Here is a 22,361-nt window from a genome sequence, read left to right on the forward strand (position 1 = left end):
TCCTGGACCCCGACCGCTCCGGCACCACCACGAGCCCGGGCACCCTCACCTACACCCACACCCTCATTAACAACTCCAACTCTGAGGCCCAGTGCGATGTCTCGGGTAGCGGCGGCACCCACGGCTGGACCTACCAGTACTCCACCGACGGGACCAACTGGTACGGCGCCCTGGGCAACGTGTACGTGCCCCCGAATGGCGACCCGAGGGGCAACACCAAAACCATCTACGTCCGCGTCCTGGTGCCCGCGGGCCAGGCGGTGGGCGTGGTGGACGTGAACACCGTGACCGCAAGCTGCAACGTGGGCTCCGGCAGCGCGAGCGACACCGACACCGCCACCGAGACCACCACCGTGGTGGGCGGGGAGCTCAGCCTCCAGAAGAGCGCCGTGAGCTACGTGGGGACCTCCACCACCGTGCGCTCTAGCGATGGGAGCCAGGCCTACCCCGGGGACGTCATCGTGTACACCATCGTGGCCGAGAACATCGGCACCGGGAACCTGAAGAAGGTGGTCGTGGCCGACCCCGTGCCCGCCTACACCAACTTCCTGAGCGTGAGCGCCACCGCGAGCGGCTTCACGGGCACCGTGCGCGTGCTCTACTCCACGAACGGCACCAGCTGGTCCAGCACGCCTCCCACCTCGGTGCCCACGGGCGGCGTGGTCTACGTGGCGGTGGACACCAACGGCGACAGCACCATCACCGACGCCGACTTGATGCCTCCCGCCGCCAAGATCACCATCACCCTTAGGGTCCAGGTGCAGTAGGCCCAACCCCCCGCCCCGGGGCTTCCCGGGGCGGGGCCCCCTGAGGGGGGAAACCGGAAAAAACGAGAGGCAATTTTCAGAGGAAGCTTTCGCGGGCTTTTCACAAGGGCGAAGGAGGGTGAGGAGGGATGAGGAGGAGGAACGAGCCGAGAAGGGGAAAGGGAGCGAGGGGCCTCCTCGCCCTTCTTCCCTTCCTCCTCTCCTTGGCCTTCGCCCTCACCCCTGCGGGGACGGTGATCCGCAACCAGGCCGTGGCCCTGGTCGCCGGGGAGCGTTACCTCTCCAACCCGGTGGAGACCGTGGTCCAGGCGGTGTGCCGCCCCCTCCTCTTTCCGGACGGCACCCCCACCACCCCGGGCCTTTCCCTGAGCGCCCCGCCCGGGGGGTACGCCTACCTGCCCTACCGCCTGAAAAACGGGGGAAACGCCCCCTTCACCTTCGCCCTCTCCTACGCCCTCCACGGCACCCCCCCCTGGACCCCGGGGTGGGTGCGCTTTTACCTGGACCTGAACGGGAACGCCTCTTTAGACCCCGGGGAGCCCGAGGTAGGGGAGGTGGCCTTGGGGGCGGGGGAGGAGCGGGCCTTGATCCTGGCCCTAAGCCTCCCCCCTACCGCCTCCGGGGACCTCCTCATCACCCCGGTGGCCCTTTGCCCAAGCGGGGAGCGGGACGACGCCAACTACGCCCGGGTGCGGGCCGGGGGGCCTCCTGAACCCGCCCTTTACCTCAGCAAGGCGGCAAGCCCGGGGAGGATTCTTCCCGGGGAGCGGGCCACCTTCACCCTGGTCCTGCGCAACCTGGGGGGCGGGGAGGCGGCAGGCCCCCTCTACCTCACCGACCTTCTTGGGGGCCTCGAGGGCCTCGCCTACGTTCCGGGAAGCGCGAGTGCCCCCAAGGGCCAGGTGGAGTTCTACGACGGCGCCACCTGGCACACCGCCGAGCCCGGGACGGTGCTCGGCCTCCGGCTCGTCCTGCCCAGGCTTCTTCCCGGGGAGGAGGCGCTCCTCGCCTTCCAGGTGGAGGCCCGCCCCGGGGCGGCCCCGGGGGCGAGGGCGAACCGGGCCCGGGCCGAGGGCCCCGGGGGGCCAGCGGAGGCGGAGGCGGCCCTCGAGGTCCTTCCCCTCTACCTCCACCACCTCGGCCCCTACGGCAACCCCAAAGCCCTCCCCGGGGGGGAGATGAGCGGGGAGGACCTCCAAAGAGGCGGGGCCCTGGAAGGGGAGCTCTACTGCTTCCGCCACACCCTCCTGAACGAGGGTACCGGGATGGACACCTACCGCCTCCTTCTGGAGCCCACCCCGGCCTCCTACCGCCTGGAAACCCTCCTCGGGACCCCTCTCCCGGACCCCCTGGCCCTGGGCCCGGGGGAGCGGCTGGACTTCCAGCTCTGCCTCCTCGCTCCCCCCGGGACCCACGCGTTCACCCTCACCGCCCGCTCCCTGGCCACCGGGCAGGAGAACCGCACCCGGGACCTCCTGGAGGTGGGGCCTCGAGGGGCCCTTACCCTCCGCAAGGAGGCAAGCCCCGCCCCCGGCACCACCCTGAGAGCGGGGGACGAGGTGGTCTACACCCTGGTGGTGGAGAACGCCTTCGGCCCCCTCTCGGGGGTGCGCATAGAGGACGCCCTCCCCCCCTGGGTGGAGTTCCTCGAGGCCCCCGGGGGCACCTACGACCCGGGCCGCCACCGGGTCCTCTTCGCCCTGGACAGCTTGCCCACGGGCACCGCCCGCTTCACCGTGCGGGTCCGGGTCAAGCCCGACGCCCCCGAGGAGGCCCTCCTCCAGAACCGCTTCACCCTGGTCTCCCAAGAGACCCCCGAGCCCCTGGTCTCCAACGAGGTGGCCCACCCCGTTCTCTCCTTGAACCTGGCCCTGGAGAAGCGGGTTTCCCCGGGAGAGGTGGCGGTGGGCGGGGTGCTCACCTACACCCTCAAGGTGACGAACCCGGCCTCGGTGCCCCTGGAGGTGCGCCTCACCGACACCCCCGACCCGAGGCTTCGCTACCTGGAAGGAAGCGCCCGCGGGGGGCCCTGCGGCGGCGCCCTCTCCCCCATGGAGCCCGTCCTGGAGGGGGGCACCCTGCGCTGGACCTTCCCCTTGGACCCCAAGGCGAGCCTCTGCCTGGAGTACCGCATGCGGGTCCTTCCGGGCGGAGGGGGGGTCCTGGAGAACGTGGCCCAGGCCCAGGGGCTTGGGGCCCAGGGCGAGGCCACCGCCAAGGTCCAGGCCCGGGCCCTGGCCCGGATGCGCCTCGGCCCCTCGGACCTGGAGGGCGGGGTGCTCCTTGGCCGGGTGTACCTGGACGTGAACCGGAACGGGCGCTACGACCCGGGCGAGGACATCCCCCTCCCCGGCGCCCGGCTGGTCCTGGCCAACGGCTGGCAGACCCTCACCGACCGGGAGGGGCGCTACGCCTTCCGCGGCCTGGACCCCGGGGTCTGGCAGGTGATGCTGGACCCGGCCTCCGCCCCCTTCCCGCCCCGGCCCCACCCTGAGGCCCTGGGGGAGGGGTACCGCCACGGGGTGCGGGTCCAGGGCCTCACGGTCTCCGACTTCCCCCTGGAAGCCCCAAGGGGCTTGGCCGAGGCCTACCGGGAGACCACCTTGCGCTTTGGCCCCCTTACCGTGGAGAAGCGCCTCTTCCCCTCGGAGAAGGGCTACCGCGTGGTCCTGGTTCTCCGCTCCGCCGAGCCCCTTACCGAGCTCACCGTGCGGGACCCCCTGCCGGGAGGAGAGGAGAAGGTCTTCGCCTTCCCCCGCTTTGAGGGGGAGGAGGTGCTGGAGTACGCCCTGGAGGAGCCCTTCATGTCCGACCCGCAGGTGCGCTGGAGGTACCCATGAGGCCCCTTTGGTTCCCTCTTACCTTCCTCGCCTTGGCCCTGGCCCAGGGCACGGTGCGGGACTTCAAGGCCACCGTGGTGGGGGACGCCCTGGGCTGGGAGAGCCCGGGGTTTGCCCTCTGGCTGGTTCTGCCCGAAAAGGAGCGCGTGGAGCTCGCCCTCTACTCCCCCGGCCTGGACCCCGAGGACTACCGCTCGGCCCTTAGGGGTAAGGAGGAGCTCGGGGACGAGCGCTACGACGGGGGCCGGGGAGAGGTGCGGGCCACCTTCCGCCTCCTCCAAGGGGGCTCGGTCCTCCAGGAGATGGCCTTCGGGGTGGAGCCCCACCGCTGGGTGGCCTTCTTCTCGGGGGAGCTTCCTCCGGGGACCTACCTCTTTGAAAGCCGCCTTTCCGGCCTGGCCAAGAACGCCTTCGTCCTCAGGATCACCGCCTCCCGCTACCAGGTGATCCTGGACTACACGACCTCCATCGCCACCATAAGGTTGCTTCCGGACCAGCGGGGGCGGGTCTGGGCAGAACCCCTGGCGGTCTACTCCGAAGAACCCCTGGACGTCTACTTCTACGACGAGGACGGCCCGGAGGAGCTTAGGGCGAGGGTGCGCTATGAAGGCGGGTCGGTGGAGGAAAGGCAAGTTTCGGGGGACCGGGAGTGGGTGCGCTACGAGAAGAAGCCGGGCCTGGCCTTCTTCGGCTTCACCCAGCCGCCCACGGCCAAGCAGTACTCCAACACCGTGGCCTACAGGCTGGAGGCCTGTGTCTCCTGGGAAAGCGGCTTCCTCCGCGCCGTGCCCCCCGGGGAGGCCAGGGCCCGGGTGGTGGACGAGGCGGGGAACCCCCTGAACCTTCCCGTGGAGGCCCAGGACCGCTTCTTCCGCCCCATCCTTCCCCCAGGGGCGAACCTCCTCCGGGTGGAGGGGCGGGGGGCCGTGGTGCCCCGGGAGGGCGGGGCCGAGGTGGGCTGCCCCGGGGGCGAGGCGGTCTTCGTGGTGCGCCTCCCGTCTCCTCCCGCCCCTAAGGAAGGGGAGGTGCGGGTGAGGCTCCGCCTGGTCCTCCCCACGGGGGAGGCTCCGGGGGTAGCCCAGGTGGGCCTAGGGGGTGAGCCCGAGCGGGTGGAAGGGGAAAAGGTCTTCCGCCTCCCCCCGGGGCGCTACCCCTTGCGGGTCACGGCCGAGGGGGCCAGGGTGGAGGCGCCGAAAGAGGTGGAGGTGGGGCCGGGGGAGGCCAAGGAGGTGGAGGTCCGCCTCTACCCCCAGGTGGACCTCGCCCTAAGCCCCAAGGAAGTCTACCTGCGGGTGGGGGAGGAGGCCGAGGTGGCCCTGGAGGGGAGCACCCCATACCGGGGCCTCCTCTCCGGAGAGCTTCTCCTGGAGCTTCCCGAGGGCCTCGAGGCCCAGACCGCCACCCGGGCCACGGGCCCCCTCACCGCGGGCCGTCCCTTGGCCCTGAAGGTGCGCTTCCGGGCCCTCAAGGAGGGCCGCTACCCCCTCCTCGCCCGCCTCGCTCCCTACGGCCTCACCGCCGAGGGGAGCGCCGTGGCCGTCCGGCCCGCCACCTTCGCCCTGAAGAAGGAGGCCCTCACCCCCGAGGTGGAGCCCGGGGGGGTGGCCCGCTTCCGGGTCACGGTGGTGAACGAGGGGGACGAGGAGGGAAGGACCCTCCTCCTGGACCGCTTCCTGGGCAAGGAGGAGAGGCGGGAGGTCTTCCTCGGGCCCAAGGAGGGCCGAAGCTACGAGCTCGCCTTCCCCGTGCCCCCGGAGGCCCAGGGGGTCCTGGTGAACCGGGCCGGGCTCTCCACGGGCGAGGAGGCGGAGGCTTCCTTGCGGGTGGTGAGGCCCAAGGCCCACCTGGAGCGGGACCTTCCCCACCGGGTCTACCTCCCGGGGGAGGAGGTGGAGCTCCGCCTCCTGGTGGAGAACCGGGGCGAGGCCCCCATGCGCTACACCCTGGAGGACGCCTGCCCCGACTGGCTTGCCCCCCTGGCCCCGCCCCGCTTTGAGGGCTACCTGAAGCCCGGGGAGAGGGCCCTCCACGCCTACCGGGCCCGGGTGCTCCTCGGCCCCGAGGCCCGGGGGGCCTGCGTGGCCCGCCTTAGGACGCCCCTGGAGGAGGTGAGGGCCGAGGTGGACCTCGCCCGGAGGCCCCTGGAGCTCGTGAAGGAGGCCGAGCCCGCCCGGGTGCTGGAGGGGGCGGAGGGGGTTTTCCGCCTCCGGGTGAGAAACCCCGCCGACCACGCCGTGGAGGTGGAGCTCAAGGACATCCCCGGCCAAGGCCTCGCCATGGAGCCCTGGTCGGAGCGGGTGCGCTTGGGGCCCGGGGAAGAGCGGAGCTTCACCCTGGCCTTCCGGGCGGAGGCCGTGGGGGAGGCCGCGAACCAGCTCGTGGCCTTCCTCGGGGAGACCCCGGCGGCCTTCCCGGCGCAGGCCAAGGTGGCGGTCCTCCCCCTCCTCGCCCCGGAGCGCCTCTCCGTGGTGCGCCTGCCCTTCCGGGTGGAGGGCCAGGGGGACCTCCTCCTCCTCGGTTTCCGCCTCCCCCAAGGGGCGGAGTACCGCCCGGGCTCGGCCCGGCTGGACGGGGTGCCCGTGGAGGAGCCCAGGCTTCTTGGGGACGCCCTGGTCTTCCGCCTCCCCTTTAGGCCCGAGGGCACCCTCACCCTGGCCCTGCTCCACCGCGACCCCCTGCCCCCCCTTCAGGCCCCAAGCCTCACCCTGGTCCGGCTGGACCGGGAGCTTCCCCTCCAGGGAAAGCTGAGCCTCAAGGACTACGAGCGGGCCAAGCCCCTGCCCAAGGACCGGAAGGGCCTCATCCTCGAGCCCCAGGACGGGGCCATCGTGCAAGGGGAAGCGGTCTCCCTCAAGGTGGAGGCCCCCCTCGGGCCCATCCGGGTCGCGGTGAACGGCTTTGAGGTGCCCTCCCGCCTCCTCGGGGAGGCCCAGTACGACGAGGGGCGGAAGGTCCAGCGCCTCGCCTACTACGGGGTGCCCCTCGCCCCCGGGCGGAACGTGGTGGAGGTGGAGGGGCCGGGCTTTTACGACAAGGTGGAGGTGTTCCGCCCGGGGCCCGCCAAGGCCCTGGTCCTGGAGCCCGTGCGCCTCGTGGCCGATGGGCGCACCCCCCTGGAGTTCCGCCTGAAGGCGGTGGACGACCTGGGCCTCCCCACGGGCTTTGGCCTCGCCACCCTCGAGGCCGACCCCGAGCCCATCGCCCCCGACGCGAGCCTCCAGGAGACCGGCTACCAGGTGCTCCTCAAGGACGGGGTGGGAACCCTTCTCCTGAGGCCCCTCCTCGCCCCGCGGGAGGTCCGGGTCCGGGCCCGCTTCAACGAGCTGGAGCGGGAGTTCCGCCTCTTCGCCGGGGGAAGGGAGGAGCCCTTCTGGCTCGCCCAGGGAAGCGTGGGGGTGGCCTACCGTCCCGGGGAGCCTCCCAAGGCCTTCGGCCTCGCCCGGGGCTACGGGGAGCTTCCCCTGGGGGAGGGCCTCCTCCAGGTGGCGGTGGACACCACCGGGGGGCTTTCCCGCACCCCCGACCCCGGCCTCTTCCCCATCACCGGAAGCGGGGAGGAGGCCAAGCGCCCCCTCGCCTCCCACGACCCCCTGGCCTTCCGCTACGCCGCCTCCGGCCTCACCCTGAGCTACGAGCGGGGGGGCCTCGCCCCGGGGCTTGGGGAGGCCACGGCCCTAAGGCTTTCCACCCGGGGGGACCTCCGCCTCGAGGCCTTCCTCGGCCTCCTTCCCCGGGGCCAGGTGCGGGAGGAGATCGTCCCCGACGGCACCGCCTTCTACCGCCTCGCCCAAAGCCCGGCCCCCGGCTCCCTCCGCCTCACCCTCCAGGAGGGGGCCCGCCTCAAGGTCCTCTCCCCCGGCGTGGACTACACCTACGACTTCCGCACCGGGGAGATCGTCCTGGCGAGGCCCCTCTTTCCCCTCACCCCGGACTTCGCCCCCGTGCGCCTCATCGCCGAGTACGCCCCCCTCGCCTCCCCGAGGGACCTCCTCGCCGCCGGGGCCACCCTCACCCAGGAGGCGGGCCCCTGGCGCTTCAGCCTGGGGGGCTACGCCCTCGCCGCCTCCAGGGCCCTTTCAGGCTACGCCTTCGGGGCGGCGGTGGGCTACGAGGAGGGGGCGAACCGGGCCCGCCTCGAGGCCACCTACGCCGGGAAGTGGCGCTTCGGCCTCTCCGCCGGGCTCAAGGAGGGCCCCTGGGAGGCCCGGGGCGACCTCCTGGCCGAGGAGGGCGGGGTCCAGGGGAGCTTCCGCGCCGCCTACGACCTGGGGCCCGGCGTCCTCGCCCTGGAGCACACCACCCCCGCCCGCACCGGCCTCGTCTACGAGCAGAAGATTGCCCAGGGCTTCCGCTTCGGCCTCGGGGCGGGCTTCGCCTGGGCCGAGGGCAGGCCCTACCTCCTCGGGCGGGCCCTCTACGCCGAGGGCCGGGCCCGCTTCGGCCTCTCCCACGCCTACCTCCTCTCCGGGGCCCAGGAGACCCGGCTGGACCTCCTCTGGCCCCTGGGCGAGGCCCTGGACGCCGAGGGGAGCCTCGCCTACCTCTTTGGCTCGGGGCTCCAGGGGGCCTTCGGCCTGCGCCAGCGCCTGGGGAGCGCCAACCTCTCCCTCTCCTACCAGCTCCCCACGGCGAGCGGCGAGGGCAACCGGGCCCGCTTCGGCCTCGAGGCCCCCTTCCCCCTCACGCAGGAGCTCTCCGCCAACTTTAGCCTCTTCGCCCTCTACGCCCTCTCGGAGGGCCGGGCCGACCTCGGGGGCGGGGTGGGGCTCCGCTACGCCCGGGAGGGCCTGGTGGCCACCTTCGGCGTGGAGGCCGCCCTCGCCCCCAAGCTCCTCCTCCGGGGCGGGGCCGCGGGGAGCCTGGACCCGGAGAACACCCTGGCCCTGGACTTCACCTTGGGCCTCCTCCCCCGGGCCGAGGGCCGCTTCGGCCTGGCCTACGCCTTGAGGGCCTCCACCCTCTCCCTCCTCACCTACCACCGCTACGCCTCGGCGGATGGGGTCCTGGAGGGCCAGCTCGCCCTGGCCTACGCCCCCTCCCCCCTCTTCTCCCTTAGGCCCGCCCTGGGCTACCGCTACCCCTTCCCCGACCCCGCCGGGGCCACCTACGCCCTGGGCCTCTACGCCACCCTCTTCCCCTTGGACCCCTTGGGCCTAGGGGGCGGGGCGGCCTACACCTTCCAGCCCGCCACCGGGGCCCGCCACCTCGCCTTCTCCGTGGAGGGCACCCTGCGCCTCAGCCCCCTCTGGCTCTCCTTGGGCTACCAGTTCGGCGAGAGCCTCTTCGCCCCGGAAGGGGTGTACCTGAGGCTGGACGTCTTCGGAGGAAGCCGATGAGGAAGTCTCTTCTCGCCTTTTCTCTTGCCCTCCTTGGGCCCTTGGCCTTCGCCTTCACCCTCTCGGGCACCGTCTACGAGGACACCGTGGGGGCCGCAAACCCCGCGGACTTCGTCCCCCGGCCCGAGGTGAAGGTTCGGGCCTACGAGGACGTGAACGGCAACGGGGTCCTGGACTCGGAGGACCTCTTCCTCGGAGAGACCACCACGGACGCGGACGGCCACTACAGCTTTACCCTGACCGTCCCCAAGGTGATCGTCATCGTGGACTCCCGGAGCGTCTCCCCGAGGGCCGAGTTCAACTCTGGCTTCGGCCAGGGGGACGTCTGGGCCGAGCAGACCTACGGGCCAGACCCCGCCTCCAGCACCCTAGCCCTTGGCCCCCGCTACGGGGGGGCGGACCCTGGGGCCTCGGACGGCTTCCACCCCACGGACACCTCCCCCGCCGCCAACGCCGGGGCCAAGCACCGGGCCTGGCTGGATACCGGCCTTGGCGCGGACATCTCCGGGGTGAACTTCGCCTTCAGCTTCAACGTGGTCACCAACCTCCGGGGAGGGGGGACGGAGGACGACGACCCAAACGCAAACCGCACCGTTCAAGGGTCCTTGCGCCAGTTCCTGCAAAACGCCAACGCCATCGCCGGGCCCAACGCCATGCGCTTTGTCCCCGCCTCCCCCTATAGCCCCAACACCTCGGGCTCAGGGGGGAGCTGGTGGACCCTTTCCCTCACGAACCCCCTTCCCCCCCTCACCGATGGGGGCACCGTGGTGGACGGCACCGCCTACGATGCCCTCTCGCCGGACGCCCCGAGGGACACCAACCCTGGCTTCCTGGGAACGGGGGGCGCCGTGGGCTTGGACGGACTTCCCCTGCCCCCCGTGCCCCGCCCCGAGCTCGCCCTGGACCTCTCGGGCCAGCCCAACACCTCGGACACCATGGGCCTATGGCTCCAAGGCCCCAACCAGGTCGTGCGCAACCTGGCCATCTACGGCCAGCGCGGAAATCAAACGGGCGGCCAGGCGGCCCTTTACGTGGCGTCCGACGTGGGGGCTTCCGGGCCCGCCCTCCTGGAGCGCCTGGTGGTGGGCGCCCTCCCCGACGGCACCGACCCCGGCCCCACCAGGCAGAACCGCCGCTACGGCGTGCGCCTGGACGGGGTGGCCACGGTGCGCGGGAGCTTCTTCGCGTACAACGGCTATGGCCTCTTGGTCTACGGCCAATATGCCCAGGGAAGCCTCATAGAGGGAAACGAGTTCGCCTACAACGGCCCAAACTCCACCACCACTTCCGAGGACGCCGCCGACGGGGATACCGTGGCTTTTTGGAACTCCTCTCCCACGGCGTGGACCGCGACCACCACTTTCCGGGGCAACCTGGTGCGGGACGTGCGCCAGGTGTCGGAGGGTGGGGCCGGAACCGACCTGGGCAAGGGGCTTGAGCTCTGGTACTCCGGCACCCAGAACGTGCTTATAGAGAACAACACCATTCTCCGCGCCCGCACCGCCGGGGTGGGTATCCACGCCGGGGCCCAGGGCAACACCCTGCGCAAGAACGTCATCCAGGATACCCTGGGCTACGCCGGGCTAGGCGGGGCCGGGGTTCACCTCTCGGTGACGGGAGGCGCTCCCGTGGCCAACCGCATCACCCAGAACCACTTCGGAAATAACCAGGGCCTGGCCATAGACCTGGACGGCAACGCGTGGGGCGTCGGGGACGGCGTGACCCCAAACGACGGCAACTGCAACGACTCTACCCGGCCCAACCGGGGCCTGGACTTTCCCGTTATCGCCCGGGCCCAGGTGGTGGGGGCAAACCTCCTGGTGGAGGGCACCGCTTGCCCTGGGGTCAGGGTGGAGGTCTACAAGGCCCAGGCCGGGACGGGCGACTCCTCTGGCGGCCAGGGCTACGGGGAGGGCGTGGAGTACCTGGGCGCGGGCACGGCGGACGCCTCGGGCAACTTCTCCTTCCAGGTCCCAAAGGGAAGCCTCGCCCCCGGGGATGCGGTCACCGCCCTCGCCATGGACGCAAGCGGCAACACCTCGGAGTTCAGCGCCAACCGCCAGGTGCTCTTCGGCTACAGCCTCTCCGGCAGGGTCTACCACGACCGGGAGCCCGACGGGGCCAGGGGCCCCTCCGAGGACTGGTCCGACGGCGTCGCGGTTTACGTGAAGTTGGTCCAGGGAAGCGCCGTGGTGGCGGTGCAGGCCGTGGCCCCGGGGGCCGGCACCTACACCTTCACCGGGGTGGCCCCGGGGAGCTACACCCTGGTGCTGGACGACAACAACGACCTGGGGGACACCGCCCCCACCCCCCCTTCGGGCTGGCTCTTCGTTAACCCGGGCTCAGGGACCCTCTCGGTCTCGGTGGGGAGCGCCGACCTCGCGGGGCTGGACTTCGGCCTCTTCCACGGGGCCTTGGTGCAGGGCCGGGTCTTCTACGACGACGGGGAGGGGGGCGGCGCCGCCAACGACGCCCTGCAAAACGGCGCCGAGCGGGGGGTCCCTGGGGTCCTGGTCACCGCCACCGACGGCACCTCTACCCGCTCCGCCCTCACGGACGGCCTGGGGGCCTACCGCCTCTACTTGCCCTCTAGCTGGGGAAGCGTGGCCCTCTCCCACCCCTTGCGCCCCGCCACGGGCTACAACGACGGTGTGGCCGCCACCCGGGTCAATGACTTCGCCGAGGCCACGAGCCCAACCTCCCCCGGGGCCCAGGTGAGCCTCGGCCCCGCCTCGGCCCTCGCCGGGCAGGCCCTTGTCCGGAACTTCGGGGTGGTGCGGGAGAGCCGCTTCTACCCCTCCCAGTCGGGCCAGACCGCCTCCCCGGGCACCCTGGTCTACGCCCACCTCTTCCGCCCCGGCACCCTGGGGATGGCCGAGCTCCGCCTGGAGAACGCCCCTCTCTTCGGCTACTGGGCCCGGGTGGACCTGAACTGCGACGGCGCCTTCGGTCCCGGGGAGGACTTCGCCCCCCTGCCCCTGAGCTTCGCCGTGGGCTCCACCTGGCCCCGCGAGGCCGACGGGAGCCTTAGGGCCTGCGGGGTGGAGGTGCGGGTGCTGGTGCCCCCGGGCCTTCCGGCGGGGGCCTTGGACGTGGCCCTGGTGGGGGCCCGCCTGGCCTGGAGCGGAAGCCCGGTCCTGGAGGCCCTGAGCCTCACCGACACCACCCAGGTGAGCGGGCAAGAGGTGCGCCTTACCAAGGCCGTGCGCAACGTGACCCAGGGCACCCCCTTTGGCACCCTGGGGGAAGGAAGGCCAGGGGACGTGCTGGAGTACTGCGTGGCCTACCGCAACCTGGGGACCCTTCCCGTGAGCCAGTTCGTCCTCACCGACCCCGTTCCCTTCTTCGCCGACCCCCTCCTCTCCGTGGCGGACTACGGGGACCAGGCCATCCGCTTCACCACCCCTGCGGGCACCCTCTACCTCACCGCCGATGCCGGCGACGACGCCGGGGAGATCGCCTCGAGCCTGGTGCGGGTGCGGGTGGGGACCCTGGGTCCCGGGGAGAGCGGGGAGGTGTGCTACCGCGTCCGGATCCGCTGAGGCCCCCGATAAAATGGGCCTCCGACACCCTCTACCGGGCCCTGAACCGACCCCTGGCCTCGTCCTTTGAACTCTTTGCAAAGGGGTGGGGGCATCGGCGCTGGCCTTGGGGTGGGTGGCCTATGGGCTCATGGCGTGTCGGCGGGAGCGGCTGAAGTTGAGCTTCCACCAATGCCGACGGAGACTCATCGCGGGTAAGCTAAGCCTGGATTTGAGCCCTCTTATACCACCCCAGGCTGGCTTGCGCCAGCCTGGGGGCCCCGGGAAAGAAGGCCCACAGAGGCCTTAGGGCCTTGGCTTAGGCGAAGGATTCACGCCAAAAGGGTATTACCGGTGCAGGTGGAGGCCGCGTAAGTCCAGTTTATGTCGGCTCAACATCGCGCCACCGGGGAAAGAAAAGGGTCACCCTTAGCCCCGGCCTGGCGTCCTCGTACGCCACCCGACCGCCCAGCCAAGCCACCACCTGGTGCACCAAGGCGAGGCCGAGGCCCGTACCTCCGAAGGGTCCCTTAGCGAAGGGCTTTCCCAGATGGCCCCGGAGGGCTTCGGGCACCCCCGGACCGTGATCCCGCACCCAGAGCCTTACCTCTTCCCCTTCGGCCTCCACGCCCACTTCTACCGGGGGGCCCCCGTGGAGGCGAGCATTTTCCAGAAGGTTTTCCAGGATTCGCCTGAGGAGTTCCCTGTGGCCCAAGACCCACGCCGGCCCCTGGGCCACCAGCGCCGCTTCTTCCTCAGAGAGATTTTCCCGGACCAGCGCCTCCAGGTTCACGGGCTCGAGGTCTCCGGCCTCGAGGCGGGCGAGCTCCAGGAGGCCCTCCAAGGTGGCCCGCATGCGCCTCAGGGCGCGTTCCATCTCCGCGAGGGCCCGCTTGGCGTCCGCATCTCCGCTGGCCAGGGCCTCCACCTGGGCCTGGAGCACGGCGAGGGGGGTGCGGAGCTCGTGGGAAACGTACCGGGTGAAGGCCCGCTCCCGGGCGAGGGCGGCCCGCACCGCCGCCACCACCCGGTTGAAGGCCGCCACCACCTGGGCGAGCTCCGGCTCCGGGGGCCTCCCGAGGGGGTCGGGGAAGCGGAGGCGGGAGAGGTGCTCCAAGGCGCGGCCCAGGGACTCCAAGGGCCAGGTGAAGCGGCGAGCCAGGAAGAGGCCGAGAAGCCCGGAGAGGAGAAAAAGGGGGAGCAAGGGCAGGAACGCCGCCCGCCTGAAGTCCTTCAGGGCTTGGCGGTACTCCTCCACCCGGAGGTAGATCTCCAAGGTGTACCCTTGCCACTCCTGGCGAAGGCTTTGCCAGGCCTCTCCCTCCTTGGGCAGGAAGCCTCGTTCCAGAAGGGGCTTCTCCCCGTCCAGGACCCTAAAGCCGAAGATGTAGTGCCGCGCAAAGAGCTCGGTGCCGGGAAGCTCGGGCCCCGAGGGGGCGAGGACCAGGTTCTGGCGTATCTGGGCGGCGAGGTCCAGGAGGTCCCGGCGGATGTCCTGCTCCACCAGGTTCCGGAAGGAGAGGTAGCCGGTTAGGGCCTCGAGGGCCCCCACCAAAAAGGCCAGGAGGGCGAAGGCAACGGCCAGGCGAAGCCTGAGGCTCAAGGCTCCCCCAGCTTGTACCCCAGGGGCACCCGGGCCACCACCCAGGGGGCGAGCTTCCTGCGGAGTTGCCGCACATAGACCCTCAGCACGGCCTCGGACTCCGCCTGGGGGAAGACCCGTTCCAGGAGCTCTTCCCGAGGGAAGGCGCGGTCCGGGTGGGAGGCGAGGAGCTCCAACAGGGCAAACTCCTTGGGGGAAAGAGGGACCTCTTTGCCCTGCCAGAGCACCCGCCTGCGGGCGAAGTCCACCACCAGGGGCCCGCGGACCAGGGCGGGCGCCCGCACCTCCCTTCCCCGCCGGAGGAGGGCCCGCACCCGGGCCGCGAGCTCGTCCAGGTAAAAGGGCTTCACCAGGTAGTCGTCCCCGCCCAGGTCAAGCCCCTGGACGCGGTCCTCCAGGGCGTCCCGGGCGGTGAGGAAGAGGATCCCGCCCCGGTAGCCTCCCTGACGGAGCGCCTCCGCGAAGCGGAAGCCCGCCTCCTCTCCCTCCGGGAGCATCACGTCCAGCACCACGGCGTCGGGTTCGCCCTCCTCCAGGAGGCGGTAGGCCTCCTGCAGGCTTCCCGCGCCCAGGGCCTCGAGCCTTTCCCGCCTCAACCTCGCCAGGATGGGCTCCAGGAGCCCCGGCTCGTCCTCCACCACCAAGACCCTCATTCATCCCTAACATACAGGGCCAGGGCGCCGAGAAGGGTGAGGCCGGTGAGGCTCAGGGGCGCGAGGGGGGGCGGGACCCCTTTTCCCTCTCCCCTTTCGTTCCCGCCCGCCCCCTCTTCCTCCGCGTCCACCAGGAGGTAAGTCCCCGGAGCGAGGCCCTCGTTAAGCCGCTTTTCCAGGTGCTCAAAGAGGCCGAGGAAGCCCACCCCCGCCATGAGCCCCAGGACCAAGGCCGTGGCGAGGCGGAACCTCGGCGCCACGAGCCCAAGACCCGCCGCCGCGCCCCCGACGAAGGCCGTGAGGGGCGCGAGGAGTTGGACGCCCTCGGTGTGCCCCATGAGGAGGAGTTCTCCTCCGGTGAGGAAGAGCCCTCCTGCGGCGAAGAGGGCCACGAGTTCGGGAAAGCGGTGCCTAAGCCATTCCTTTTGGTTCTTCACGGTATCACCTCACTCCCGCTCCCAGGCCTTGCCGTCAAGGCCGTGGCAGTAGGCGCAAAAGTTGTTGGGGAGAACCCGGTTGAAGGCCTTTCCGTCCTCGGGGTTGCGGATGAGGGCGAGCTGGGCCTCCTGGAAGGCCCGGGCCAGGGCCAGCGCCTCAGGGGATACGCTCCCTGCGCCCCGGTGGCAGGCGGTGCACCGCTGGCCTCCCCCGTGCTCCGCCACCTCCCCGTGGCGGGAGGTGAAGTCTTGGCCGTGGTCCTTGGGGGCGTGGCAGCGGGCGCAGGCCTGGTCCTTCGGTCGCCCGAAGGCCGTGAAGATCGTTGCGTCCACCGGAGGGCTGGCCTTGGGAAGGGTGGAGGCCCGGGTCTTGCCGTCGTGGCAGGTGGCGCAGAAGCGCCCCAAGGAGTGCGGGCCGTGGGGCTCCAGGGACGGGCTTGGGGCCAGGCTCTTCCAGGCCTTGTCCCGGTCTAGGAGGGCGTGGCAGGTCTGGCAGGTGGTCCCCTTGGCCCCCAAGGCGGCGAAGTGGCGCTCGTGGCTGAAGACCACCCGGGCGGCGTTTTGGGGGGCGAAGACCTTCACCAGGTCCTGGGGGGGCTGCCAGGCCCGCGTGGGCTTGAGCCTTCCGCCTTCCACCTCCACGTACTGCCCGGGCACCGCCTGGAGGCCGGGAGGCAGAGGGCTTCCATCGGAGAGGAAAGCCACGCCCTTCTCCGGATCGTAGCGGACGAAGAGGTACCGCTTTCCCTCGGAGGCGAGGCCCAGGGCGAGGAGCAGGGCGAGGGCCAGGAGCCTCATGGGGCCACCCCCTGGCCCTGAACCCTCACCCGAACCCGATCGCTGACCCGCATGCCCATGAAGCTCGGGGCCTTGAGGCCGTAATCGCTGAGGCGCAGGGTGAAGTCCGCCTGGAAGAGAAGCCTTTGCCCCTCCGTGCGGTGGCGCACGGGAATGGCCACCTCGCGCCGCACGCCGTGCAGGTCCAAAATACCGAGCAAAACCCCTTTGGCCGGGTCCAACCCCTTCAGGGTGAGGCAGGCCCTGGGGTAGCGGTCCACCTGGAACATCTCCCGGGTGTGCCGGTCCCGCAGGGGCTCCTTGGAATCCCAGGCGGAGAGGTCCAGGCAGACCTGGCCCTCGAGGCGGCCTGAAGCCTCCTCGTAGGTCACCTCGCCCTCCAGGGTGGGGTTTTTGCCGCTGAAGGCGCCAAGGGGCGCCTGGGCCTCGTAGACCGCCTCTCCCGTGACCCGGTACCGCGCCGCAAGCGCCACGCCGGCCAGGAGCCCAAGCAGGGCGAGAAGCCGTAGCCCATCCCTAGTCATCCCCGAGCTCCACCTCCCTCGCCTATCCTCCCGGAGGGGCGTAAGGGAAACGTAAGCGGGCCCTCGGGCTTCCGGAAAGGAGTGGGCTAGACACCACGGAGGTAGGCCCTTCTCATGCGGCTCTACCCGCCCGTAGGCGGGAAGCCCCAAGGCCAATCCTTATCCTGGGACCCGCATGTTAAGATAACCCAAGTTGCTACCCAGCCATTTTCTGGGCCATGAGGCCCAGGTTGTGGGCCAGGACAAAGGTGAGGACCTTGATGACGAAGCCCGTTTGGGTCACGGCGTGGATGCGCCGGGGAAACAAGGCGTGAAGCATCCCCCCCACCGTCTCCACCACCCTCCGCCCCACGATGGCCAGGTACTGCATCCAAGGGAGATACCGCCGGCTGTTTCTCCTGCGGATGACCATGGGAACAACCCCCTGGGCCTCCCGAAGCAGGTCCTCGTACAAATGGCTCTCGTACCCCCGGTCCAGGTAGAGTTCTGCCCCCTCGGGAAGGTCCAGGGGAAGGAGGAGAAGGGAAGCCAGGTCGTGGAAGCTCCCCGGGGTCAGGTTCACCTCGTGGATGAACTTCCCGTCGTCCACCAGGAGGTGGAGCTTGAGGCCGTGGAAGTAGACCCGCTTGCTGGGGACGAAGCCGCGGTAGGCCTTGTCCGGGAAGAGGCGGGAGCGGGGGGCGCGGATGTTCTCGCAGGCGGGGAGGGGGAAGGTGTCTAGGGCGTAGGCCTGGGCCTGGTGGAGGTTTTTCCAAGCCTGGGCCAGGAGGTGGAGGAGAGGGAGAAGGAGGGGGTAGAGGGCGTGGAGCCTGCGGTTGAAGCGGCTTGGGGAGGGGACGTGGGTGAAGAGCCCGAGGTCTTTGGCGAGGGCCAGGGCCTTGTTGTGCTTGCCGCCGAGTTCCATGGCGGCGACAATGGCGAGGGTGAGGATGACGGAGGCGGGGGCCTTGGCTTGAGGGTCGTCCTTGTGGCCCATGGCCTTGAGGGCGTCGTCTATAATGCAGGTCACGCCCGAAGGGCGTACGTTCTAGGCCGCTATGACGCGCGAAAGCATAGCGGCCACTATTTTTTCAGGCCCAGGGATAGGTAGCAACTTGAGTTAGAATTACGTACGCATGCGCCTCTACCGCGTAGGCCTCTTCACCGACGTCTACTTCCCCAACCCCAACGGGGTCACCACCAGCGTCTACCTTCTTCTAAGGGAGTTAAGGCGCATGGGGCACGAGGCCTGGGTCATCGCCCCGGCGCACCCCGAGGCCCCGGAGGGCGAGGAGGGGGTGGTCCGGGTCCCCTCCGTGGCCTACCCCTTCTACGAGGGACAGCAGATCGCCCTTCCCTCGGCCCGCTACCTGCCCACGGACTTTGAGCTGGTCCACACCCACACCCCCTTGACCCTTGGGGTGTGGGGCCTGAGGATCGCCCGGAGCAAAAACCTCCCCCACGTATCCACCTTCCACACCCACTACGAGAAGTACGCCCACTACGTGCCCGGGCTGGCCATCCTGGACAAGTACACCGGCATCGTTCCCAGGCTGGCCAAGGCCTTCTACAACCGGGTGGAGGTGGTCATCGCCCCCACGGAGCCCGTAAAGCGCCTGGCGGAAAGCTACGGGATAGAAAGACCCATACGGGTGATCCCCACGGGGATTGACAACCGCCTCCTGGAGGAAGCCCCCCTCCCCTCCCCTTCCCCCTGGCCCGAGGGCAAGAGGCGCCTCATCACCGTGGGGCGGCTGGGGAAGGAAAAGAGCTTTGACGTGGTCCTGAGGGCGGTAGCGGATATCGCTAAGGAGGAAGACGTCTTCCTGGTCCACATCGGGGAAGGCCCCGAGCTTCCCCACCTCCAGGCCCTCGCCAAGGAACTCGGGATCGCCGAACGGGTGCGCTTCCTGGGCCCGGTGCCCTACCGCCTCATCGGGGGCTACTACCGCCTGGCGGAGCTCTTTCTCTTCGCCAGCGAGACGGAGACCCAGGGCCTGGTGATCTGGGAGGCCCAGGCCATGGGAGTCCCGGTGGTGGCCGTGGGGGCAGAGGGGGTGCTGGAGGGGGTGGAGGAGGGTAAGACGGGCTACCTCGTGCCCCCGAAGGACTTCCGCGCCCTGGCGGAGAAGGCCCTGGAGCTCCTCAGGGACGAGGAGAAGCGGCGGCGCTTCAGCCTAGAGGCCCGGGCCTTCGCCCTGGAGCGCTCGGCGGAGGCCATCGCCGAAAGGGTCGTGGCCATCTACGACGAGGCGAGCGAGATCCTCCGGGCGGAGCCCAGGAGGCTCATCTTTCCCTTTCCCCGCCTCCCCCGAAGTAACCTCGAGGATCGCCCAGGAGGTTTCTAGCCTGGCGGAGCAAAAAGGGAAGCCACCCCCCCTTGAGCCTCCGGGCCGAGGTGAGGACCAGGGCCTCGGGGACGTAGCGCACCGGGCCTAAGGCCTTGAGCTTCCAGCCTAAAAGAACGTCCTCCCTCGCCTCCACCTCGGGGAAGCCCCCCGCCCGGAGGGCCGCCTCCTTCAGGACCATCATGTTGGCCCCGGCGAGGTTAGGCCGCCCGAGGAGGGCCATGAGGTTAAGGAAGGCCCGGTAGCCCCACTCGGAAAAGGCGGCCTCCCAAGGGGAAACCCCATAGAAGCGCAAAGGCCCGTAGAGGGCCACGGCCCCTGGCGCCTTTTCGGCAAGCCTTTCCAGCCAGCGGGGCGTGGGCAGGGAGTCGGCGTCGGTCATGGCCACCCACTCCCCCCGCGCCGCCAAAAGCCCCGCCTGCCGGGCGAAGGCCACCCCCTTCCTCCCGCACAGGACCACCCTCGCCCCCAAGGCCTCCGCCACCTCCCGGGTGCGGTCTGAGGAGGCGTTGTCCACCACGATGACCTCGAGGGGCTTGAGGGTCTGGGCGAAGACGGCCTCGAGGGCCCCGGGAAGGTAGGCCTCCTCGTTGTGGGCGGGGATCACCACGCTGATCCGCACGGGTATACTCTAGCGTGTTTCGCTACCTGCCGTGGGCCCGGGAAGGGCTTTCCGTCCTCTTCCGCCTCCTCCTGGCCGTGGGCCTCATGGAGGGGGTGCGGAGCGGCTATTTCGCCGGTCTTCTGCCCTTCTACGCCCCAGAAAGGCTTCACCTGGGCCCCACCGCCTTTACCCTGGCCTACACCCTCCACCAGCTGGCGGAAAACCTCTCCAAAAGCCTCGGAGGGCTTCTGGCCGAACGGGTGGGCTTCGGGCTGACGGCGAGCCTTGCCGCCTTCACCGGGCTTCTCGCCCTCCTCCTCACCCCCATGGCCCAGGAGGCCTGGCTCCTGTGGGCTATGGGGCTTCTTTGGGGCCTCTCCATGTCCACCCTCTACCCGGGCCTCATGACCTACGCCAGCCGCATCGCCCTCCCGGGAAGGGAGGCCCGGGCGCTTTCCTTCACCCTCACCCTGGTCATGCCCTGGGTGGGGATCGGCCTCGTGGGGGTGGGCCAGGTGGCCCAGCGCCATCCCGAAGTGGGCCTTCACCTCCTCCTCTGGGGCCAGGCCCTGGGCCTGGGCCTGGCGCTGAGCCTTCTCCGTTTCCGCATCCCCGTGCCGCCGCCAAGCCGGGAACGCTACCCCCTCTTTCGCCTTCTCCTCTTCTTGCCCGCCGCCTTCGGCCAAACCTTCGCGCCCGCCTTGGTCTCCCTTTTCCTCCTGCGCTTTGCCAAGGAGAGGCTCGGCCTCGAGCCCGTGGAGCTGGGGGGTCTCCTCTTTCTGGGAGGAGGGCTCGCCTTCGGCCTCCTCCCCTTCACCGGGCGCCTGGTGGACCGGAGGGGCTACCGGCCGGCCCTGGTGGGCGGGCTCGGCCTCTTGGGCCTGGCCATGTTGCGCCTGGCCTTCGCCCCCTCCTTTGGGGAGGTGACCCTCCTAACCCTTTTGGCCGGGGTAGGCTTCAGCCTCTTTATGCCCGGCTGGAACGGCTTCCTGGCCAAAAACCTGCCCCAGGAGAACCGCGCCGCCATCTGGGGTACCCTGATGAGCGTGGAGGGGATGGGGGTCGCCCTGGGACCGGTGGTGGGAGGTGCCCTTTGGGAAAGCTTTGGCCTTCACGCCCCTTTCCTCGCGGGCGGCTCCATTTTTCTCCTCCTGAGCCTCTTCTACGCCCTATTCTTAGGGAGGGGTAGATGGAACTAGCCCTCGGCCTTCTCCTCCTCTACGGCCTCTCCGACCTCCTCTTCCGCTTCCTCGGGGTGGGGGCCTACGCCCACGGGAGCAGGCGGGAGCCCAAGGTGGCCCTCACCTTTGACGACGGCCCTTCGGAGGCCACGGAAGCCCTCCTCGCCCTCCTCGCCCGCCACGGGGTCAAGGCCACCTTCTTCCTCACCGGGGAACGGGCCAAGGCCAGGCCGGACCTGGTGGAGGCCATAAGGCGGGAAGGCCACCAGGTGGAAGACCACGGGGAGGGACACCGGGCCCTTTCGCTCCTCCTCCCCTGGGTAGAGTGGCGGCACATGGCCCAAAACCCCGGGCGCTACTACCGCCCGCCCCACGGCCTCCACACCCCCTTCACCCGCCTCTTCGCCCGCCTCTTGGGAAAGCGCGTCGCCCTTTGGGACCTCGAGGCCAAGGACTGGCTTCCCCTTCCCCCTGAGGCCCTGGCGGAAAGGCTCCTCTACTACCTGCGCCCAGGAAGCGTGGTCCTCCTGCACGACGGCCCCGAGCGCACCCTCCGCCTGCTTGAGCTTGCCCTCCCCAGGATGCTGGCCCTGGGCTACCGCCCCGTACCCTTGGACGAGCTTCCCCCAAGGCCCCTCTCCCCGAGGCTCGCCCTCATCCGGGGGCTCCAGGGGTTTGAAGAGCGCTACAACACCACGCATAGGGTGGTGCGGGCGGGGCTTGGCCCCTTTGACCTCTTCCGCCTGGAGAAGAAGCCCTTTCCCGGCCCCGACCTTCCCGGCCTCCCCCGGGGCACCCCCGCCATGGAGCTCCACCTGGAGAGCCAGCGGGCCATGGAGCTTACTCCCCTCGAGGCCATCCGGCACGTGCGGGAAAGCCTCAGGCGAGTGGCGGAACAGGTGGCCCAGGACCCAGAGGTGGCCCTGGTCTATAGCTACAGCCACCTGGCCCCCGGGGGACGGCTTTTTGGGTTCCACACCGTTCCCTTGCCCCTGTGGCTTGGGCTCATACCCAGCCTGGCTGGGGTCTGGTTCGTCTGGCTTTACCGGGGGGAGCTCCCGAGGAAGGAGCGCTTCCTGGCCGAGCTCGTCTACCTCACCCGGGAGGAGCTCCTAAGGCGATTCCCACCGTCCACTCCCGCTTCCCCACCCCCGGCACCCGGTGGACCCGGAAGCCCGCAAGGAGGAGGGCCCGCCTGAAGGCGCTTTGGGCGGAGTAGGTGGCGAGCCTCCCGCCCCGCTTCAGGCTCTTCCGGAGCTTAAGGAGGACGGGAAGGGACCAGGCCTCGGGGTTGGCCCTGGGGCTGAAGGGGTCCAGAAAGACCGCCGTGGCCCAGCGGGCGGGCAAGGCCACCTCCCGCACGTCCGCGAAGAGGAGGCGAAGCTCGCCCCAAGGGCCCTGGAAGCGCTCGGCGGGCCAGGCCCTTAGGATCTCCCCGAAGACCCTCTCCGCCCCGGGCAGGGGCAGGCGGATGGCGGCGAGGACCTCCTTGGGCAGGGGCTCCCGCTCCACCGCCAGGTAGGAAAGCCGCACCCCCCGCAAAAGGGCGCTTTCCAGGGCCACCCGGAAGTTCACCCCAAGCCCGAAGCCCACCTCCAGGACCCGGGGGGCAGGGTGGAGGTGGGTGAGGGTTTTTTCCAGGTAAAGCCTCCGCGCCTGGAGAAGCGCCCCCTGCCTGGGGTGGTAGGCCTCCCCGTACCCCGGGTGGAAGAGGGTGGGGGTGCCGTCTTGGGTGAGGCGAAGCTCCATCCTTATGGCTAGAATACCCCC

Annotated in this window: 14 protein-coding genes and 2 pseudogenes; 8 read left to right on the forward strand and 8 right to left on the reverse strand. The window is 70.4% G+C overall.

The features are described from left to right. From AC01Y6_RS04960 to AC01Y6_RS04980, 5 genes and pseudogenes are all read left to right on the forward strand, one after another. Positions 1-767 (forward strand): annotated as a pseudogene (locus AC01Y6_RS04960) (hypothetical protein); the annotation flags it as partial. A 128-nt stretch (positions 768-895) separates the two neighbouring features. Beyond that, positions 896-3,607, forward strand: coding sequence for a hypothetical protein (locus tag AC01Y6_RS04965; protein WP_476670529.1), 2,712 nt, complete (start codon positions 896-898; stop codon positions 3,605-3,607). Beyond that, a complete protein-coding gene (locus tag AC01Y6_RS04970) occupies positions 3,604-8,943 on the forward strand; it encodes a hypothetical protein (protein WP_476670531.1) in 5,340 nt (1,779 codons plus the stop codon). Before AC01Y6_RS04965 ends, AC01Y6_RS04970 begins: the two co-directional genes overlap by 4 nt. Next, entirely contained in the window at positions 8,940-12,485 is a 3,546-nt protein-coding gene (locus tag AC01Y6_RS04975) for a right-handed parallel beta-helix repeat-containing protein (RefSeq protein WP_476670533.1), read from the forward strand. The genes AC01Y6_RS04970 and AC01Y6_RS04975 overlap by 4 nt, the downstream gene beginning before the upstream one ends. Before the next feature lie 100 nt (positions 12,486-12,585). Further along, positions 12,586-12,774 (forward strand): annotated as a pseudogene (locus AC01Y6_RS04980) (hypothetical protein); the annotation flags it as partial. A 72-nt stretch (positions 12,775-12,846) separates the two neighbouring features. Here AC01Y6_RS04980 and AC01Y6_RS04985 read toward each other — a convergent pair. The 6 genes from AC01Y6_RS04985 to AC01Y6_RS05010 form a co-directional block, all read right to left on the reverse strand. After that, on the reverse strand, positions 12,847-14,067 hold the full coding sequence (locus AC01Y6_RS04985; RefSeq protein ID WP_428720227.1) for a sensor histidine kinase: 1,221 nt from the start codon (positions 14,065-14,067) through the stop codon (positions 12,847-12,849). Next, entirely contained in the window at positions 14,064-14,720 is a 657-nt protein-coding gene (locus AC01Y6_RS04990; protein ID WP_347241491.1) for a response regulator transcription factor, read from the reverse strand. Before AC01Y6_RS04990 ends, AC01Y6_RS04985 begins: the two co-directional genes overlap by 4 nt. After that, positions 14,717-15,157, reverse strand: coding sequence for a hypothetical protein (locus AC01Y6_RS04995; RefSeq protein WP_347241490.1), 441 nt, complete (start codon positions 15,155-15,157; stop codon positions 14,717-14,719). The genes AC01Y6_RS04990 and AC01Y6_RS04995 overlap by 4 nt, the downstream gene beginning before the upstream one ends. 9 nt (positions 15,158-15,166) lie before the next feature. Continuing rightward, complete coding sequence (locus tag AC01Y6_RS05000) at positions 15,167-15,955, reverse strand: cytochrome c3 family protein (protein ID WP_428721365.1); 789 nt, start codon at positions 15,953-15,955, stop codon at positions 15,167-15,169. After that, entirely contained in the window at positions 15,952-16,479 is a 528-nt protein-coding gene (locus AC01Y6_RS05005; RefSeq protein WP_476670535.1) for a YceI family protein, read from the reverse strand. Before AC01Y6_RS05005 ends, AC01Y6_RS05000 begins: the two co-directional genes overlap by 4 nt. 196 nt (positions 16,480-16,675) lie before the next feature. Then, positions 16,676-17,455, reverse strand: coding sequence for an IS982 family transposase (locus tag AC01Y6_RS05010; RefSeq protein ID WP_428719757.1), 780 nt, complete (start codon positions 17,453-17,455; stop codon positions 16,676-16,678). A gap of 139 nt (positions 17,456-17,594) precedes the next feature. Between AC01Y6_RS05010 and AC01Y6_RS05015 the strand changes: the two genes are divergently transcribed. Then, positions 17,595-18,806, forward strand: a complete 1,212-nt coding sequence (locus tag AC01Y6_RS05015) for a glycosyltransferase family 4 protein (protein ID WP_476670537.1) — start codon at positions 17,595-17,597, stop codon at positions 18,804-18,806. On the opposite strand, the gene AC01Y6_RS05020 is transcribed toward AC01Y6_RS05015, so the two are convergent. Further along, positions 18,745-19,428 carry a glycosyltransferase family 2 protein gene (locus AC01Y6_RS05020; RefSeq protein ID WP_347240766.1) on the reverse strand — a complete coding sequence of 228 codons (684 nt, stop codon included), beginning with the start codon at positions 19,426-19,428 and terminating at the stop codon, positions 18,745-18,747. The two genes, AC01Y6_RS05015 and AC01Y6_RS05020, sit on opposite strands and share 62 nt — an antisense overlap. A gap of 14 nt (positions 19,429-19,442) precedes the next feature. On the opposite strand from AC01Y6_RS05020, the gene AC01Y6_RS05025 reads away from it, so the two are divergent. Together AC01Y6_RS05025 and AC01Y6_RS05030 are read left to right on the forward strand one after the other, a co-directional pair. Next, positions 19,443-20,609: an MFS transporter gene (locus AC01Y6_RS05025; RefSeq protein WP_428720820.1), complete on the forward strand. Its 1,167-nt coding sequence runs from the start codon at positions 19,443-19,445 to the stop codon at positions 20,607-20,609. Continuing rightward, a complete protein-coding gene (locus tag AC01Y6_RS05030) occupies positions 20,600-21,790 on the forward strand; it encodes a polysaccharide deacetylase family protein (protein ID WP_428722051.1) in 1,191 nt (396 codons plus the stop codon). The genes AC01Y6_RS05025 and AC01Y6_RS05030 overlap by 10 nt, the downstream gene beginning before the upstream one ends. Here AC01Y6_RS05030 and mnmC2 read toward each other — a convergent pair. Beyond that, entirely contained in the window at positions 21,687-22,340 is a 654-nt protein-coding gene (gene mnmC2 / locus AC01Y6_RS05035; protein WP_476670542.1) for a tRNA (5-methylaminomethyl-2-thiouridine)(34)-methyltransferase MnmC2, read from the reverse strand. The two genes, AC01Y6_RS05030 and mnmC2, sit on opposite strands and share 104 nt — an antisense overlap. Positions 22,341-22,361 lie beyond the last annotated feature (21 nt).

Source organism: Thermus sp. (genome assembly GCF_056332225.1).

Excerpts from the sequence above, each read along its gene's own strand:
- AC01Y6_RS04965 (WP_476670529.1), top strand. The coding sequence starts at position 896 with ATGAGGAGGAGGAACGAGCCGAGAAGGGGAAAGGGAGCGAGGGGCCTC.
- AC01Y6_RS05010 (WP_428719757.1), bottom strand. The coding sequence starts at position 17,455 with ATGGGCCACAAGGACGACCCTCAAGCCAAGGCCCCCGCCTCCGTCATC.
- mnmC2 (WP_476670542.1), bottom strand. The coding sequence starts at position 22,340 with ATGGAGCTTCGCCTCACCCAAGACGGCACCCCCACCCTCTTCCACCCG.
- AC01Y6_RS05030 (WP_428722051.1), top strand. The coding sequence starts at position 20,600 with ATGGAACTAGCCCTCGGCCTTCTCCTCCTCTACGGCCTCTCCGACCTC.
- AC01Y6_RS04970 (WP_476670531.1), top strand. The coding sequence starts at position 3,604 with ATGAGGCCCCTTTGGTTCCCTCTTACCTTCCTCGCCTTGGCCCTGGCC.
- AC01Y6_RS05000 (WP_428721365.1), bottom strand. The coding sequence starts at position 15,955 with ATGAGGCTCCTGGCCCTCGCCCTGCTCCTCGCCCTGGGCCTCGCCTCC.
- AC01Y6_RS04990 (WP_347241491.1), bottom strand. The coding sequence starts at position 14,720 with ATGAGGGTCTTGGTGGTGGAGGACGAGCCGGGGCTCCTGGAGCCCATC.
- AC01Y6_RS04975 (WP_476670533.1), top strand. The coding sequence starts at position 8,940 with ATGAGGAAGTCTCTTCTCGCCTTTTCTCTTGCCCTCCTTGGGCCCTTG.
- AC01Y6_RS05005 (WP_476670535.1), bottom strand. The coding sequence starts at position 16,479 with ATGACTAGGGATGGGCTACGGCTTCTCGCCCTGCTTGGGCTCCTGGCC.
- AC01Y6_RS05015 (WP_476670537.1), top strand. The coding sequence starts at position 17,595 with ATGCGCCTCTACCGCGTAGGCCTCTTCACCGACGTCTACTTCCCCAAC.